This window comes from Salinimonas marina (assembly GCF_015644725.1).
Lineage (GTDB): Bacteria > Pseudomonadota > Gammaproteobacteria > Enterobacterales > Alteromonadaceae > Alteromonas.
The window spans coordinates 890319-908253 of the sequence record NZ_CP064795.1 but is presented as its reverse complement, the minus strand read 5'-3'; the positions used below and the strand labels follow the sequence as shown (position 1 = coordinate 908253).

Below are 17935 nucleotides of genomic sequence, written 5' to 3'. Positions count from 1 at the left end.
GTGCTAAAGAGGGTTACCAGGTGACCGAGTCATTACTGACCTTTTTAGATACCGGATATTCACCTTCCCAGTAGGCCAGGCCTGATTCCAGTTCGGTCAACGTTAGCTGAAAATAATAATCAACCAGCTGGCTGGAACGATCTAAGCGGTTTGTGCGTTGGATGATTTTGCCACTTAGGCTAAAGTCAGGGGCAATCACGCTACCGTTTTTCTTAACGGTTTTCTGATTCACCAGCTTTGAGCCTGACAACTCTCTGACCTGAGCGGTCATCTGATCTTCAGGTCCGTTCAAGCCAATTGCCGTGGTGGTCAGAAACTTACCCGTCTGCAATAAGCCTACCCGGATTTTTTTGGTCAGCTGATCAGTATCAATTCGTTGCGCGGTATCATTCACAATGTTTGACACGGCCATGATATAGCGACCGCCGCTTTCGGCCTGCGGATGGACTAAAAGAGGACTATTCGTAATATCTTCCAGTGCATTGTTCGCGGCACCGTGAAAATCAGAGGATGACAGTCCGGCCGTCACATATTCACCGCTGGTCGTATCGACATTCTCGGTACTTTGACAACCTCCCAGCATCGCCAAAAGTGCGGTGGTAGCCAGAGTTTTGGCAGTAAAATAACGTGTATTCATAAATAACATCCTTGAGGAAAAAGAAATCACATGACGTGATAAGTCGGGCTAACCTGAGCGTTGACTGCTTTAAGATAAACAACATCGCCAGGCGTGGTATTCAGGTCCAGTTTGACCGGCGAGGCCAGACGTTCAGCGGTAATTAATAGCTGGCCATCTTCAGGCCGGGGAAGCATCACGGCCTGGAAGTTCTTAGGTAACAGGCTCCAGGTGCGGGTGTCGGCTTCGGTGGTAAGACGTTGGGCCATACCGGCGGCCCAGCCCAGCAGAATATGATTATCCTGAAGCTGCTTTTGCGCTACGGTTTTGATGGTGGCTCGGGTAATTTCGCGTGTCAGAATCAGTGGAAACTTTTCTTTAAAGTCAGCCTGTATGATTCGGTCCATGTCCGCGATAGCGCTGGCAGAAATATCGTTTACCGCAAACGGCCCCAGCGCATCAGGGCGTTCTTTCAGTTTGGGCAGGGCGATGCCGGTGTAGTTCACATTACTTGAAACCAGAAACAGCGGCAGATTGATTTCAAACGCTTCTTTTTGGGTGGCTTCCCCGTTTTCGATAATGACCCAGACAAAGTCTTCTTTGGCCATGTGGTTGGTACGTAAGCTTTTCGCATATTCTAATGACTGCTGCGCTGCCGGCGAACCGGTCAGTGAAACTACCCGCTCAAAGCTGTCGATGGCTTTTTCCAGGTCAGCCCCATCTGCGCCATGACGCAAGAAAAACAAACCATGCATATAGGTTGAAAAGGGATTGATATAGCCATCGTATGCTTGCCAGGCCGACATATCGACGCCCTGTTCAACCAAAATCTTATTCGCGCTGTTTAACGACTTATCAACACTTTCATCCCTGGCCTCTTCTTCTTCCTGTTTTTTAGCCAGTTCTTCTTTTGTTTCATTGATCTGGCTAGCAAAGAATTCGGCTGCACGGCGTTGTCTATCATCAGCACGGTTCCACTCCACCCGCGCATTTGCAATATCACCCATGGCTTCAAAATTAATGGCTTTATAGGTATTCACCATGACAGCATCATACAAAGTCTGTTCGTAATCCAAAAAGGTATCATTGGTCAGTATTGAACCGATTTGCTCGCCGCCTTTTTCGAAAAGGTTTTCGGTATCTTCGGTATACATAACATCTTCAATCATATCGAAGTATGTCGTGCTGGCGTCAAAATCACCCTTCATTCGGTACAGCAAGCCTGTCTGCATGGCCCATAACTGGTCATCTACGGTGTTATCTTCAGCATCAAAGCCAGATTCTTTCTGGGCTTCAAGAAGCGCTCCGTCTAGGTTATTCTGAGCCAGATTGGTCGCAAATGAAGAGGCGTTATTGCCGGTTAGATCAGAGGTGGATACGCAGCCAGTAAGTAGTAGCGCAGGTATTATTGACGCGGCTAGGCGTTTCATCTTCACATCCTTATGAATAATAAAAAATTATTAGTTATTTGTGGGATAGTCCATATATCTGGTTATTAGTGTTCCTGATTTGCGACGTGCAGGCAAACAAAAAGATCATTTTGATTCTGTGAAAAACAGAGATTTTTTAAAATTGCGGTAAAACCGCGCCGGGTTGATATTAAAAAAATATACGCACAGAGTGGCAGCTACCGCCAGAAATAAATCCGTAAATCATTTCAATTTTCACCATACCTAAAGCAACAAAGCCAAAGTAAGTGCTTACATTTTTTTGATTGTTAGACTGTGTAATTGTGCGTTAAGGTATATTTTAGAGGCGGTAAAAGAGCCAAAACGTATTAATACTTAAGTATAATTTTGAATAAACTAAGGGTGTCAATTTTTTTAGGGGTGACAACGCCGCACAGTTTGTTAATCCATATTGAGCCCCTGTGCGGCCAGCAGCTTATGTGATCATAATGACCCGAAAGTCATTCACATTGGTGCGGGTAGGCCCCACATCAATATGGTCTTCTAATGTTGCAAAAAAGGGATAGCTGTCGTGATTTGTCAGCAATGCGTCCAGATCCAGATTCTGCTGCCGGGCCCGCGTCAGTGAGGTCGCATCAATAAAGCCCCTGCCACATCCTTACTACCATCTACCCCGTCAGTATCGGCCGCAAGAGCACTGATGCCGGTGGCGCCCTCCAGCGCCTGACACAAATTCATCAGATATTCCTGATTGGGGCCGCCCTGCCCATCGCTCTCACCTAAGGTCACGGTCAATTCGCCGCCAGAAAATAACAATATCGCTTCGCCCTGCTGCTTATACTTGAGCGCCAGCTCGGCATGACGACGGGCAACTTCCTTAGCTTCACCGGTTTCTTCAATATTTATGATCTGGGTTTTCCAGCCGTCGGCCTGGGCGATCTCTACCGCTGCATCGATTGAACGCTGGGCATTGGCCACTATTTCGTATATTCCTTCCACCTGCGGCAGGGGCCGGGCCTGCTGAAGATGACGGGTTACGGCGTTATCCTCCGGCCACTGATACTGTTTTAAAATGGCCAGCGCCTGAGCCGGCGTCGAGTGGTCAGCTACGGTGGGGCCCGAGGCGATAATCTGAGCATCATCACCGGTGACATCAGAGATGGCCAATGTGGTCAACTGACCATTACAGGCCGCCGCCAGTCGCCCACCTTTAAAGGCAGAAACATGTTTACGCACGGTATTCATCTGCTCAATCGTAGCGCCACTGCGTAGCAAAAACCGGTGCAGGGTGAGCTTTTCCTCCAGGGTGATATCCCCTGCCGGTAAGCACGCCAACGCCGAGCCGCCCCGGAAATTAAGAAAATCACCTGCTCGTCTGCCGGTACCTGACTGGCAATATCCAACAGCCGACGGGCAGCCTGCTGACTATTTTCATCAGGAACCGGGTGCGCGGCCAGCATCACTTCGATATCACCTGTGGGCTGAGTGGTTTGATAGCCATAACGGGTCACCACTGCTCCATAGGCGTTGTCTTTAAAGTATGCATAAGCCTGGGCGGCCATATCTGCCGCCGCTTTACCGGCGCCCAGAATACAGACGCGCTGGTCCGGAGAAAAGCGTTTGAACGCCTCAGGCAAACAATACTGGGGGCGACACGCATCAACCGCAGTTTGATACAGCGAACTTAAGTATTCTTTAGACATAAAGGCTCCTTTCCAACAGTGTTAGGTACGATGCTATAAAAGCGAATTATGGTGAATGTGCGTGATTATGCTTATCACAGCGCGATGATGTGGTAGTTAATACCCGGATAAATTCTATGTGGATTGCCGACAAGGCTACCGGCGATTAATCCTGGTAACGGTCAGACGGATAAAATCAGCATCAAAAGCCCGGAAGGCCTTTGATGCTGGGTAGCTGGTAGCAACAAGGTCTGAATCAGGGAAGCCTGAAACCCAAAGCCATTACTCCTTCTTATCGGTTTGTTCATCAGAATGGAACAAGTCCACGCTGGCACCAGGCTGTACACGTTGCGCATGCAAAAAGTGCATATGCCGCTCAAAGTGGTCCAGCATGTCATCTATCACCTGGCGCTTAGAATAGCCCATTAGATCATAGCCTTGCCCACCTTCTGACAATAATGCTTCGACCCGATAATAATGCCCACTACTCTTGGCCGAACGAGTGGCAAAAGCCGGCATCAAATGCTTGCGTGGACGAAGCTCGTAATAAAAGTCCTGAGCATTGTCTAAATTGACCTTCAGCGCCATGAAGTCGCCGTCGTCATCACTGCCTTCAGAAATATCCACTTCCAGTTTGCGCTCTTCCAGCGCTTGCTGAACTTCTTCCATAGCGGGCCAGGCCACGCCACTTAAAAATTCATCGCATTGTTTTTTGTCCGGAAAACTAACAAACCGATGCAATCTGTGGGTCCAGCTTTGACCGCTGTCATCATGGGGCAGACGCGTGGGCAGGTTCAGATCGCTGGTTTGCTGCTTAAGCCCTTCTACCCTTAATGCCTTGAACAGCCCCACCATCATCAAACACAACACAATAGCAAACGGCAGCCCCGTCACCACCACCGCACTTTGTAAGGCCGTCAGACCATCGGCCAGTAGCAATGCAATGGTCAGTAACCCAATGATCGCCGCCCACATAATGCGCATCCACGATGGTGCGTCACTATAGGGGTCTTTAAGTATGGAGGTCAGGTTAGACAGTACCAGCGAACCAGAGTCGCCAGAAGTAATAAAAAAGACAAAGGCCAGTATGCTCACTACAATCGTAGTAAATCCGGCCCAGGGCAGCCGTTCCATAAACATATAGATAGCTGATCCTGGGTTGTTCATCGCCTGCTCGCCAAATTCCGTTGCCCCCGCCATCACCATATCCAGCGCACTATTGCCCATTACCGACATCCACACAATCATAAAGGTTAGCGGTAAAATCAGGGTGCCCGCCACAAATTCGGCAATGGTGCGGCCCCGTGAAATACGTGCCAGGAAGAGTCCTACAAACGGACCCCAGGCTATCCACCAGGCCCAGAAAAAGACCGTCCATGCATTCAGCCAGTCGGTGGGAGGATTAAACGCATAGGTATTCAGTGACATGCTGATAAAGTCAGAAAAATAGTCCCCAATATTAAGCACCAGGGCATTAAGTAAGAACCGGGTTTCGCCGACGAATAACACAAACAGCATCAGCAATACCGCCAGGGCCATGTTAAATTCCGACAGTCGCCGGATGCCTCGTTCTACCCCGGTGACCGCTGAAATAGCCGCAAATACAATGACCACCACCGCCAGCGCGACCTGAGTGGCCAATCCCTCCGGCACCCCGAAAACATGATTCAAACCATAATTTAGCTGAATGAGTCCGATCCCCAGACTGGTGGCCAGCCCGAAGACGGTCCCTAATACGGCCGCGACATCGACGGTATGACCAATTGGGCCATAGATTTTTTGGCCAAAGAGAGGATATAGCGAGGAGCGGATGGCTAACGGCAGCCCATGGCGGTAGGCAAAAAAGGCCAGCGACATTCCCACCAGGGTATACACCCCCAGCCTGATAAGCCCCAGTGAAACAGCGTGAGTTTAATCGCATTGCGGGCGGCTTCAGGATCGCCCCCCATCTCGACTGGCGGCGCCAGAAATTGCGTCACGGGCTCGACAATACAAAAGAACAGCAAATCAATGCCGATGCCGGCGGCAAACAACATGGCAGCCCAGGTCAGAACATGAAATTCGGGCCGTGTATGCTCCTGGCCCAGCCGTATCTTGCCCCATGGGGAAAGGGCGACCACCACCACAAACACCAGATAAGCAAAAATAGCCAGAAAGTAAAACCAGCTAAATGATGAGGAAATCCAGCCCAGGGCCTGGCCGATATAAGAACTGGCGGCTTCGGTGAAAAATATTGCCCAAAAGGCAAAGGCGGTTATTCCTATCACCGAGCCGTAAAACGGTATTGGATTGACCCGAACCCGGGTATCAGGGCCAGCGTTTTCTGCTTTTGTTTTGTCCTGAACCATGACGTTAAACCTCACTTAATTTTAAAGTGTCTGGCTAGACGCGACACGCCTTAGGGGTGTCGGTAATGGCAAAGAAAACTACAATCCGAAAGGCTACAGCAGCTAAGGCTCCGGTGTCGGATTACAGCATAGTAGGGCGTCGGGAGCGACGCACCTGTCTGACTTATACGTAAGAGTTTAGAATCAGATGAAAACTTTGTCATTTTTGTTTATGAAAAACCATTAATTAACCTCTATTTATCAAGGTCGCCAGGTTCAGCACTCTCTTTCCCACCGGCCTGTGATCAGCAGGCATATACCGTCAATAGGCTTTATCACCATCCGGTTCATTTGTCTGCGGGAACAAAAAAAAGCCGGCAATTGCCGGCTTTCGAACGGAGATACAGCGCAGGGTAACTAGCTATCGCTCACGTCACTCATACGAATCACATTGTTGGCGACAATCGTGGCCTCGTTGAAGAAGGCACTTTCGATTGAGGCATCGACCTTGATGCGATCACCATTTTGAATATGTTGCTTACCATCCTCCTTAAGGGGCTGACCATTCAGTTCACTAATGTCCACCTGAACGGTTGTACCCGAGGTGGAAAGCTCAACAATATTATCCTGAATCTCAGATACGGTGCCGATCAATGTCATACTATCTAAATCATCGGGCACGACTGCCGAGGCGATATAACGGTCATAGACCGGCTCATCGTTTGGGTTTGAAACATAGGTGGTGTTCCACTCATGCACAAAAACGCTTGATGCATCTAAGGCAGCTTCAGTAAATAAGCCTTTGTCTACTTTGCCCGATACTGTGACTTTGTCGCCACGGTTAAAGACGCTGGCGTCACCATCGCGGTCACCATCATCGAACTCAACATTCACTTCGTTAGCGCCGGTGTTGATGACGAAGCTGTCGGAGCTGGTTTTTGTGATCTCGCCACTAAGAGTTAACCAGGTATTTTCAATCGCGCTTGCTGGTTGCGGGGTGTAAGAAGTCTGATCATCTGTGGTCGCCACAGCCTGGGCAGAAAATAAGGCACCCGCAATTGCAGTAGAAAGTAATGTATTGGTAAGTTTCATTAATCTCTCCTTTCGCTATGAATTCAACTAAGGCCACGCAACTGCAATGCCACCCTTTAGAATCAATTAGTTACAGCCAATATGCCATTACCCGGCTACAGACACTGTAAAAAGTTTATAGACTATTTAGAGTGATTTACAGCCCTGTCTGGATTACTGGTTATTGCAGATACGCCAATCCGGCGAACACAATTACCCCGCCCATAAAAGGTAAAAACCGGCTTTTTCGCTCATCTGGCAACTCTTCTTTGAGCACATTTAAGATAATACTGCCGGCTAAAAATGCAAACAAACCATGAATCAAAAGCTCATGGATGGCTGTCATCAGGCCGATAAGCCAGCCCACCACAATACTGCAAGCCAGTATCCAGCGGCCATAATGGTGGTAGCGCTGCTGATGATGTTTTCGCAGCCCAAAATCATTGACCAGAAAATGCAGACCGATGGCCAGCGCATAAAATAGCAATCCGGTTAAATCAGGCTCTTCCCGGTGTACCAGCAAATAGCCAATCAGGCCGTTATAAATCGCAAAAGACGCCAGATGCACGCCAAAAGCCGTAAGTCGTTTATGTTCTGCCTGTTGCTCGTTCTGCCGCGCCGATTTAATAAGTTTCTCTAAGCCGTAGAACAAACACAGCCCGATTAATGCAATCAGATAAGCCTGATGTTCCAGTGCAATCAATAACCCGTCATGGTCGCTAAAGGCTTCCTGTACCTCAGCCATTTCCGGAAAAACCTGAATAAACACATAGGCCACCGATACACCTCCCGCAAATGACAGCCACCGACTGCGGGGTATGGCATCCAAAAACCTCAGGCGACCAGCCTGGGTATGAATAAGACAAAACACTAGGATGGTAAAAAACTGTAATAGCAGCATCGCCTTCCCCTTTTGCGCGATTAAACCGGTAAAGTATTGCTTGGTACTGAGCAACTGAAGGTTTTGGTCATTGCCCATCCATAGCCGGCGATGGCTTTAGAGGTGCCCAGAGGGATAGTAAGGCATAGTAAGAGGCAGTAATGGATAGGAAGCGGTAGACTTTGTCGGTGCTGCGGGGAACAGCCACCACCCGTGCAGGTCGATGTCAGGCCAAAGAACAAAGGGGCTGGCGCCCCTTAACGATTAGTTTTTCGCCGAAGTTGTATCGTCTGTTAGTTTAAAGTCCAGCTGGACCAGCAGCCCGGTCTGGCGTTGAGCCTGACCATTCTGGATACGAGGCTTATACTGCCAGTGAGAGAAGGCTTTTTTTGCATTTTCATCAAATACACCGGCCGGTTCTGACTCAATGACTCTGATATTGTCGGTGTTGCCTTGCTCGGTTATATCAAACTTTAACACCACAAAACCTTCCTGACCCTGCGCTTCTGCTGATTCCGGGTAAGCCGGATTCACAGTTTTGACCGGGGTGGCATGGCTGGCTTTGGCTTTACTGACTTTGTGTTCTGGCTGAGTCGCAAGCGCCGTATTGGCGGTCACCACCGACACCAGAAATAACGCCGCAATGCCACATAATTTACTCGCGGACGCCGGTTGTTTTATTGCATTTAATCGTTTGAACATAGTGCTTTTTTCTCCAAATGTAGGGTAAACAGAGGGGGTTGTGAAGTATGCTCAGCACACTGCAAAAGCGCTTTGGCATAAAGAAATTTTTGAGTTTCGGTTTTTGCACTCAGTACCCGAGAGTCGCAGGCAAGCTCCTGATTGATTCTGAACGAGCGCATTCCAAGCCACACCAGCGGGTTAAACCAGAAAGTCACCACGATGAATAAGGCCAGGGCATTCCAGAGCGGATCTTGCTGACGTATGTGGGTTTGTTCATGCTCTAAAATCAGTTGCTGCTGTTGTGGACAAAACAGCGCCTTAAAGTTATCTGGCAACAGGATTTTGGGCGCAAAAAAACCAAACAGCACCGGTGTGGTGGTCCGCTCGGAATAGCAGACACCTGCGTGGCTGTCACCGCCATCCTCAACAGCGCGTTTGAACTGCCAGTACTGGAGCACAAAAAACAAGCTCAATACGATGGTGCCTGCAGCCCATATCATCAACAGCACCTGGCTTTCAGTAAGCTCTGTCGAGGGCGAGCCACCTACTACATACCGATTGAAACTGTTTGAGGGCACCGCGATAATTTGTCGGGGCAAATTATTGAGCAGTACCGTGAACGGCACCAGTAACCACAAGCCATAGGTAAAACGCGCTCCCAGTCTGGGGGTAAAAAAATGCTCCAGTCCTATCATCAACAACAACGCCAGACATAAGGGTCCCTGCTGTTGCACCAGCCATTCAATCATTGTCTTGCTCCCATTGCTCTATCAGCTCCTTGAGCTCATCAATATCTTCTTTGGACAATGAGTTATGGTTGGCAAATCCTGCCACCATTGGCGCAATTTTGCCGTTAAACAAGCGTGATACAAAACTTGTGGTTTCTTTTTTGTTGTAGTCCTCGCGGGCAATCAGCGGATGATAAAGGTATTGCCGTTGCTGTTTTTCAAAACCCAGGGCCTGCTTTTTGACCAGACGTCCCAACAGGGTTTTTACTGTTTTGTCGTGCCATTCCTTATGTTGATTAAGCCGTTTTACCACCTCACTGGAGGTAACCGGATAGTCATGCCAGATAACATCCAGCACTTCATATTCTGTTTCCGTGATATCCGGCTTCGAAAGCTTGTTGTTCATCAATACCCCTGCGATTACATTTGTAGTCAGTTATTTCAGATTACACCTGTAATCAGTAATAGCAAGCTATTTTTTGAACAATTTGGTGGTCAGTGTAATGAGTGTGATACGACCGGGTAAACCAAATCGCTGCAGGCAGCGTATGGGACCGCTATCGATTCAAAGCTGCCTCTTTAATTGAAACTAAAACGCCTAATGCGGCGTAAATTGTTAGATCACACCTACTGCATATCGCTCGACTTAGTGGTCACAGGTGCACGTTTCTGGCAACGAGCCGTGGCAGTTAACTTTAATATTGGTCTGTTGTCCGCTCATTTTATTGGGCAGCAGAACATCGCAGCGAAACGCACCACACGTGCAGTTGCGTCATTTATTATCATGTCTTTATTATGAAAATACTTTTCAGTGTGAACCGGTCGGTGTTTATTTCCTCGGTATTAGTGGCGGTGGCTATCAGTGTGCTGGCCGGCCTCGCTCCCGAGGCTGTCAGCGCCAGGCTGGATGCTACCCAGGGCTGGCTGGTAGGTAAGTTCAGCTGGCTGTACATCCTCGCGGTAGCCATCTTTTTGCTGTTTTGTCTTTATGTGATGGTCAGCAAGTTAGGGGATATCAAACTGGGACCTGACCACGCCGAACCCCAATATGGCTACGGCTCATGGCTGGCGATGCTGTTTTCTGCCGGGATGGGGATTGGCCTGATGTTCTGGGGCGTCTCAGAACCCGTAATGCACTTTTTAACGCCCCCCACGGCGGAGGCGGGCACCGTCGATTCTGCCCGCCAGGCTGTGCGTATTACCCTGTTTCACTGGGGCATTCATGCCTGGGCAATTTATGCGGTGCTGGCGCTGGCGCTGGCCTATTTTTCATTTCGCCACCGCTTACCATTACTTCCCAGAAGCATACTTTACCCCATAATTGGCGAACGAATTTATGGTCCGCTCGGGCACATTACCGATACTTTTGCTGCCGTAGGCACTCTGTTTGGTGTCGCTACCGGCCTGGGCTTCGGCGTTGAGCAAATCAGTGCCGGATTATCGTATGTATTTGATGCCCCGGGCACCCGGGACCAACAGGTGCTGCTGATTGCGGTGGTCACCGGGGCGGCGATGATTTCAGTAGGTCTTGGTCTGGATGCGGGCATTAAGCGCCTATCCAACGTCAATATGGTGCTATCGGTTACGCTGATGATTGGCGTACTGGTGCTTGGTTCGTCGGCCTACTTGCTGACAACCTTTGTGCAAAATACCGGTAATTATGTCAGCGAGCTGCTGCACAGTACCTTTAATTTGTATGCCTATGATAAAAAAGAGGATTGGCTGGGCGGCTGGACCGTATTTTACTGGGGCTTCTGGATCGCCTGGTCACCCTTTGTGGGCACCTTTATTGCGCGCATTTCCAGAGGCCGCACCATTCGTGAATTTTTAGTGGGGGTGCTGTTTGTGCCCACTGTTATCAATATCCTGTGGATCACCCTGTTTGGTAACACGGCTTTAGATATTATTGGCGAGCAAACGGATCATCCGCTGGCCGAAGCCATCAACAACGATATTGCTATTTCGTTGTATGCATTATTCGATTATTTACCCCTTACCGGCATCCTGTCGATAATTGCGCTGGTGTTGGGTTGCACCTTTTTTATCACCTCTGCCGACTCTGGCGCCCTGGTGGTCGATACTCTTACCTCCGGTGGTCAGGTTAATACACCCGTTACCCAGCGTTTATTCTGGACCGGTCTTATCGGTGTTATTGCTGCCAGCCAGTTGTATGCCGGGGGCTTACCCGCATTGCAAACTCTGGTCATTGTGTCGGCATTTCCATTGGTGTTTATCTTACTGTTGGCTTGCTACACGCTATTTACCGCGCTGCGCAACGATCAGCATCTACAGCGCAATGTGCAGCAACACACCGGCACCATGCAGTACTTACAGGCAGGGAGTGATTGGGAGCAACGGCTTGATACCCTGCTCGCCACGCCGGCACAAACCCAGGCCCGTGACTTTATTAAAGAAGTTGCTGAGCCAGCATTACAACAACTATGCGATAAACTCAGCAGCCGCGGGGTAACAGCACAAATACGCTCAGACGAACAGCGCGTTCGCCTGTCAGTAGACAAGCAGCCGGCAGAAAACTTTGCCTATGAAATCAGATTGCTTGAATATACGGTCCCGCACTACAGTTTCGAGCAGGACAGCCAGCATTATTATCGCGCAGAAGTATTTGTGTTACAGGGTGGCCAACAATACGATGTATTAGGCTTTAGCCGCGAGCAGGTTATCGCCGATGCGATTAGCCAATATGAACGTCATCTGCACTTTTTACATATTGCTAATGGCGAAGCGGCCGGCTCTCCCCAGAAAAGTGTCTGATTAGTTCCAGGTACCTATAAAAGGGGTTCACATCAGCAGATGGTGAACCCTTTTTGGCGTTTTAGACGGAGCTTATTAAACAACGGGCACACCTTGTTATAACGCCAACATGAGAAGCCGCACTAAACCTGGTGGTCTCGCGCCATCCTTTCTTTGTACAACTTAACTCAGCTTTTCCAGATACTCCCGGAGCACCTGAGCATGGTTGTGCTTTTCATCTTTGGCGCCATACAACAGGACCAAAGTTTGCTGGTCAACCTTCTGCAGTTTGTCTTTTACGATCGTTTTTATGTCACCTAATTCAGAAAGGTACCTGTTTCTGAATTCGCCCCACTTTTCACTATCATGATTAAACCATTTTCTCAGCTCATCACTTGGCGCTAACTCCTTCCAGTGGTCGTCCAGCCGGGCGTCCTCTTTTGAGATTCCTCTAGGCCAGATGCCATCCACCAGCACATGAAAGCCCTGTGGACGATTATCCTCATAAATTCGGTGAAGCTTAATAATCATATCTTCTCCTATATATTTACACAGGCGAGAAATAACCAAAGTATTACTGTGATGCATAAAAGTCAGATATTCAACCGCGAGGCCTAAAGCCCGAACGATTTTATTACAAATAAAAATCGATAGTATCTTTAAATCTAAAAAAACAATAACTTATAGATAAGAGCGGGAGTGCTTAAATGATGCCAGGTGCGTTTGGCAAAGCAACTTCTTTTCCTCAAGCGTTAAAGATCCTCAGGTACTGAAGACTGATGACATGGTACTTGTAGATACAGGATATAAGGAGCATGGTTATCTTTTAGATATCACTCGTATTTATTGTTTTGGCAGCCCCGATGCTAAGCAAAAAGCGATGTGGGAAAGTGAGAAGCGCGCCCAGTTAGCCACATTTCAAAAAGCAGCGTCGGGCGTAACGTGTGGGGATGTGGATGCCGCCGCACGTACCAGTTTAGAACATGACCAGTTGGGCCCTGATTCCAACTTACCTGGTCTGCCACATCGCACCGGTCATGGAATCGGCATGGACATTCATGAGTGGCCTTATCTGGTAAAGGACAACCCTCATAAATTAGCGCCGGGGATGTGCCTGAGTAACGAACCCATGATAGTAGTCCCCAATGAATTCGGTATTCGGCTGGAAGGACATTTTTATATAACCGAAGACGGTCCGCGCGGGTTGAAGCTTATTGCCGAACAAAACCAGATAAAGAATATTGTTTAGAAATCGGGGTAGTTATCCTCCATTTTCAGCTCCAGATTCGGGTTCATGGGGCACTGGAACTGGACTTACACCAGGTGGCCTCCCCATTTATCCTAATGCATCTAGTGGATCGGGAGGGGGTGGTGCTGATGGTGGCTTCCTTTGTCCAGGCTGGGAAGGAGTTTGTACTTCAGGAGGGTGTGACCATTGGATAGAATGGGAACCTTGTTGAGCTTTTGAAAGTTATTTCATTAATCAAAGATCAGCTTTTTTTTTAACAAGCATCCTAACGTCCACTTTCATTAATACGCTATATCAATTGACTCAGACAAAGGCAGATTTTTCTGGCGTATTGACATTAATAATTGTCAATTTCATGCTGGCTATTTTATTTTCCTTTTTGACATTAGTGGCTATCAAACCAAAAAAAGGGGACGACAAGCGTTAACCAGAAATTAGCTTTTTCTTTTTTTGTTCATCAATGTAAACCTAGTAGAAATATAATAATTTAACATCGATCCTTTAAAACCATTAACTATCGCAACCTGTCTCGATACTACCCAACGGTAATAGAGTCACTATGGGCATGGCTTCGCTTACCCGCTGATTGCTGCCGTTATTCCAGATTAGATTCTCTAGAAAAAAGTTTAATAGTGCTGCAAAATCTAGACTGTCACAAACGTTAACCCGGTACTGGTCTGCAAACTTTGCATTGTCCCCCTCAACTGAACATTGCGCGACGACAACATCTAAGCGGAGCAGCTACTGTAGTTATAAATAATAAAAAACCCGCTACGAGAGCGGGCTCTTACAATGACTTACTACGCTGTATTAATTCGCCGTAACAATTGTACTGTCAATTTCAAACGGCGTTACCGCACTAATATAGCCTGTTACACGTAATTGATAAGTGCCGGGCTCGTCTGTCATATACTGAATAACTTCCGGATTTTCCAAGGTCGCGCTTGAGGCGACCTCAACTCCATTCGGGTCCACCAGGAAGAAGTCCAGATCTCCAGCGCCGCTCCAGCTCAGCGATGTGGTCAGGCTTACATCATTTTCAGCGATTTCGAGTGCAAATTCCTGAACCTCCAGATTTTCTGCTGAAGGACCCATTGTACCCGTGTCTTGCTGGTGTCTTTCTGTATAGGTCAGGTCGCTTTCGATAACGCTGCCGTCCACATCCATGCGGTCAAAGTACATGTACTTATTCAACATTCTGACTTCAAGATTATGGACGCCTGTGCCCAGGTCATCAAACACAACGGCGACATCTTCAGGAGAATATTTGGAGGCGGTTGCACTGTAAACGGTGGCAACCCCCATTGAAACACCATCTGAAATAAGTTCGACCGAAGTTGGTTTGTCATCTTTTACAAAGAAGTGAAGACGTACCCGCTCCCCTCTTACCGTTGCGGTAAAGGAAGAGTTGGCGTATTTGGCTTTGTTCATTGTGCCCTGGTACGCCAATTCTTCTGACTTGTCATACCATTTTCCTGAGTATGTCAGTAATTCATAAGTGTCATCTACCTGGGTCCAGGGGCCCTGACTTGCCCAGGTGGTATCCCGGAGAGAAACTCTACGCGGTTACCACGAACTTCTTCTGCACGCTCAACCGCAGATTTGACATTAATGTATCCAGCACCAACCTCATGAGGGGCATAATCCATCGGATCAGCTGTCTCCATAAGGATTTGTTCAATTTGGTCTGGTGATAGCTGTGGATTAACTTCCAACAGCAAAGCGGCCACCCCGGCGACAAATGGCGTCGCCATCGATGTACCACTGATAGTATGGTAGTACGCAAAATATTCCGGATGTTCAGGATCTACCACGGGTCCCATCGCGCCAATCGCCGTGTTCGGAGCGCGGGTTGAGGTGATGTTTTGCCCGGGGGCAGTGATGTCAGGCTGCTTATACTGAGTACCGGCTACGCCCCGACTAGAAAAATCAGCCAATGTTTTGTCACTGGTACCAGCGGCCACGTTAATAACCCACGGCGCGATTGCATACTGATTAAGGGTATTTTCTTCAGGGCCTGAATTTGAGGCCGCAAAGCTTACCACCATCCCCCTCTTATAGGCTTCAAACGAGGCTTTATTGATAGGGTTGTTCGGGTCAAATTCTGCCCCGTCGCCGCCGCCCCAGCTATTGGTAATAATGTCAATATCCAGGCGTTCCTGATTAGCAATTGCATAATCAAAGCCGAGCAAGGCATATAGAATAGAAACCCCTTCGCCAGCACCGAGACCAACTAAACTCGAATCAGGCGCGATACCCGCGTGATAGTAAGCACGGCGTTCATCATTGGCTGACACCACGCCCGTACCGCCCACCGTGCCAGCAACGTGAGTCCCGTGGCCAGAACTTGTATCGCTATTTGGCACCCCTTCGATAAAGGCGTTGCGGCCACCCGCTAAATCCAAATCTCCCACTATCTTTACGTTTTCTACGGTTTTGGTACCTAATTCCAGATCCGGATGGGTGGCATCCACCCCCGAGTCCAGCACCGCGATGGTTACGCCCCTACCCGTGACGTTATAAACATCCTGAATATAATGTCCCCGGTAATTTGGCCGGACGTATAGTTTTTGTATTCCAAAGGAGCATCAGCATAAATACTGGTTACCGATGGATTCGTAGCAAGTTCCTGAATTTGCGTTTTAGTTAAGAAGGCCCCGCCATAGGCAGCGTTTTCAATGTTTGATAAGGAACATTTAATGACTGCAAAACCGAATCGACTTGCTGCTGCTCATTCATCGAGACAATGACATTGAACGGTCCCGTCTGGGACGTCAGTGACTGGGATAATTGAGGTCCAATCAACGCCTCAGCATGAACCAGGCCTGAACAGGCAAGACCTGAGGCTATTAAGCTAAGTGGCAGAAAAATTTTTCTCATTATGGTGTCCAACAGTTTATTAGTAGGCATGCAAAATGCCAAAAACAGGGTGAATCGCATATAAGGGGTTACACCTATATTTGACAATTTTTTAACAAAACTGACAAACTACTGGCGCTGTGTGAGGAATACTGATCGCGCCCAGAATGAGCGGTCTTGCATCTTCTGAGTTAGAAGATACCCAGATTAAGGCACCACGACCTGTTTAATAAAAGCTGGGAACTCCATTTTTGCTGTTTACTACAAATATGAATTTTTAAAATTGAGAAAAATAAAACCCTCTAAAAAGTGGGCTTAAAATTTATAAATTGTGTTTTCAAATATTGGTAGCCAACATATCAATTAAGTACGCTACCAGACACGATTAAAACCCTCGTTTGGCACACTCTCCTTAAGCTATTATTTTGGTGGATTTGACCTGAAAAAGAAAAATTATGGGTAGAGCTGTGGTCAATGAATTTGATAAATTCAATAACCACATCTTGTCGAAAACTATATCTTGGAATACCAGTCAATAACCTTTTCAAGTGCACCCAAGGTTTCTATTTTTAAATAATATGCCCTATTGCCTAACTTCAATTTTGGTGTGTTCTTCTCGTTCAGATTAGAATTCCTCGTTTGATTGCGCTCATACGCTTGCCCCGGAAATTTTGAGTTTTTTATCTCTACACCGTCGATGTTTTGATCGTACTTCTGTAACCAAAGATAAATTGCTTCAGTACGCTCTCTCTCTAGTGCAAGCTCTTTTCCCGACTTGGTCGCGAACTTTGCTATATACTGGGTGCTCGACTCAGTAAAAGGAAAAGCGTTTTTTAGTTCTTTCTGTGCTTGTTCTGAAATACTCATAAATTTTTACTCCCTGTTATTATTAGTTTAAACCTTCGATTGCTTGCAGCCTTTTTAAGCCCGGCCCTAAATCTGTTTTCAACCAAGTGTTAAAATGCCCATTTAAGCCAGATGCATGCGCTATGTGTATCCACCTCTTTCCTTCGGCTTCTACACACATAGGATTAATTCTCTTAAAGCTTTTTGGGTACAAATTTTCAATAATTCGTTGTACCCCACAAACATATTTATCACTATTTGATAGAAATATGACTGCCTTAATACTTTCCGGCAAACCTATTAAGTACTGCCTCGTACAATTACTTATAATTTCAGGTATCTCTTCGAAAGATTTAGTGATCAACGGTCCTGTACAAGAATAAACTTTTCCATTGCCTGCCTCTGATTTTTTACTATCTATTCGAGAGACACTGCACCGCACCAATGACCCAAAAGCTATTTTCGAAGAGGGATTGTTAATATTCTCAGTCACATGCTCTGAATCAGACATAATACCGACTGCCCGCAGTGCCTGAGTCAGCCGTTCTCTAATACCTGCAAAGGCAATGTCCTCAAATTTATTATTGTTGCACATCCCAGCCTGAGTGAAACCTTTAGAAAATCCAAGTATCAAGTATTCAGGTTTATCATTTCCGCCCCAAGCTCCCGGGTCATTGACCATTCTCCATTCGGTGTTTGGTTCAAACACATCATTAACATGTTCAGGAAAGCAAACTCTACAATCTATTCTTCCGTGTTTAGGTAACACTTTTTTATCCTCTTAGGTGAACTCCATATTTAAACTAATTTTAATTTTCTGGCAGATCAAGTAT

Annotated in this window: 14 protein-coding genes and 3 pseudogenes; 2 read left to right on the top strand and 15 right to left on the bottom strand. The window is 47.4% G+C overall.

Translation table 11 applies throughout. The annotated features are described in order from the left end of the window. Positions 1-13: 13 nt before the first annotated feature. The 9 genes and pseudogenes from lpoB to IT774_RS03845 form a co-directional block, all read right to left on the bottom strand. On the bottom strand, positions 14-637 hold the full coding sequence (gene lpoB, locus IT774_RS03880; protein WP_195811421.1) for a penicillin-binding protein activator LpoB: 624 nt from the start codon (positions 635-637) through the stop codon (positions 14-16). A gap of 26 nt (positions 638-663) precedes the next feature. Then, on the bottom strand, positions 664-2046 hold the full coding sequence (locus tag IT774_RS03875) for a COG3014 family protein (RefSeq protein WP_195811420.1): 1383 nt from the start codon (positions 2044-2046) through the stop codon (positions 664-666). Positions 2047-2500: 454 nt separating this feature from the next. Beyond that, positions 2501-3728, bottom strand: a pseudogene (locus IT774_RS03870) (glycerate kinase type-2 family protein). A 261-nt stretch (positions 3729-3989) separates the two neighbouring features. Then, a pseudogene (gene betT / locus IT774_RS03865) lies at positions 3990-6055 on the bottom strand (choline BCCT transporter BetT). A 396-nt stretch (positions 6056-6451) separates the two neighbouring features. Then, complete coding sequence (locus tag IT774_RS03860; RefSeq protein WP_195811419.1) at positions 6452-7126, bottom strand: hypothetical protein; 675 nt, start codon at positions 7124-7126, stop codon at positions 6452-6454. A gap of 160 nt (positions 7127-7286) precedes the next feature. Beyond that, a complete protein-coding gene (locus IT774_RS03855; RefSeq protein WP_218958943.1) occupies positions 7287-7883 on the bottom strand; it encodes a hypothetical protein in 597 nt (198 codons plus the stop codon). Positions 7884-8249: 366 nt separating this feature from the next. After that, the gene (locus IT774_RS17265) at positions 8250-8687 is read right to left on the bottom strand and encodes an energy transducer TonB (RefSeq protein ID WP_232365107.1); all 438 of its coding nucleotides are present in this window, start codon (positions 8685-8687) and stop codon (positions 8250-8252) included. Beyond that, entirely contained in the window at positions 8672-9418 is a 747-nt protein-coding gene (locus IT774_RS17260; RefSeq protein WP_232365106.1) for a M56 family metallopeptidase, read from the bottom strand. The genes IT774_RS17265 and IT774_RS17260 overlap by 16 nt, the downstream gene beginning before the upstream one ends. Next, the gene (locus IT774_RS03845) at positions 9411-9803 is read right to left on the bottom strand and encodes a BlaI/MecI/CopY family transcriptional regulator (RefSeq protein WP_195811417.1); all 393 of its coding nucleotides are present in this window, start codon (positions 9801-9803) and stop codon (positions 9411-9413) included. The genes IT774_RS17260 and IT774_RS03845 overlap by 8 nt, the downstream gene beginning before the upstream one ends. 389 nt (positions 9804-10192) lie before the next feature. On the opposite strand from IT774_RS03845, the gene IT774_RS03840 reads away from it, so the two are divergent. Continuing rightward, entirely contained in the window at positions 10193-12169 is a 1977-nt protein-coding gene (locus IT774_RS03840) for a BCCT family transporter (RefSeq protein ID WP_195811416.1), read from the top strand. Between the two features lie 162 nt (positions 12170-12331). Here IT774_RS03840 and IT774_RS03835 read toward each other — a convergent pair whose 3' ends face one another. Then, positions 12332-12679: a DUF488 domain-containing protein gene (locus IT774_RS03835; RefSeq protein ID WP_195811415.1), complete on the bottom strand. Its 348-nt coding sequence runs from the start codon at positions 12677-12679 to the stop codon at positions 12332-12334. A gap of 191 nt (positions 12680-12870) precedes the next feature. Between IT774_RS03835 and IT774_RS03830 the strand changes: the two are divergent. Beyond that, positions 12871-13397 (top strand): annotated as a pseudogene (locus IT774_RS03830) (M24 family metallopeptidase); the annotation flags it as partial. Between the two features lie 810 nt (positions 13398-14207). Here the strand turns inward: IT774_RS03830 and IT774_RS17000 are convergent. The 5 genes from IT774_RS17000 to IT774_RS03815 all read right to left on the bottom strand — a co-directional run bounded on the left by IT774_RS17000 (position 14208) and on the right by IT774_RS03815 (position 17871). Further along, positions 14208-14828 carry a hypothetical protein gene (locus tag IT774_RS17000; RefSeq protein WP_218958942.1) on the bottom strand — a complete coding sequence of 207 codons (621 nt, stop codon included), beginning with the start codon at positions 14826-14828 and terminating at the stop codon, positions 14208-14210. A gap of 74 nt (positions 14829-14902) precedes the next feature. Then, the gene (locus tag IT774_RS16995) at positions 14903-15931 is read right to left on the bottom strand and encodes a S8 family serine peptidase (protein WP_269749797.1); all 1029 of its coding nucleotides are present in this window, start codon (positions 15929-15931) and stop codon (positions 14903-14905) included. A 112-nt stretch (positions 15932-16043) separates the two neighbouring features. Next, entirely contained in the window at positions 16044-16277 is a 234-nt protein-coding gene (locus IT774_RS16990) for a hypothetical protein (protein ID WP_218958940.1), read from the bottom strand. A gap of 492 nt (positions 16278-16769) precedes the next feature. Next, positions 16770-17123, bottom strand: a complete 354-nt coding sequence (locus tag IT774_RS03820; protein WP_195811413.1) for a hypothetical protein — start codon at positions 17121-17123, stop codon at positions 16770-16772. 22 nt (positions 17124-17145) lie between these two features. Further along, positions 17146-17871, bottom strand: coding sequence for a hypothetical protein (locus IT774_RS03815; protein ID WP_195811412.1), 726 nt, complete (start codon positions 17869-17871; stop codon positions 17146-17148). Positions 17872-17935: the final 64 nt, after the last annotated feature.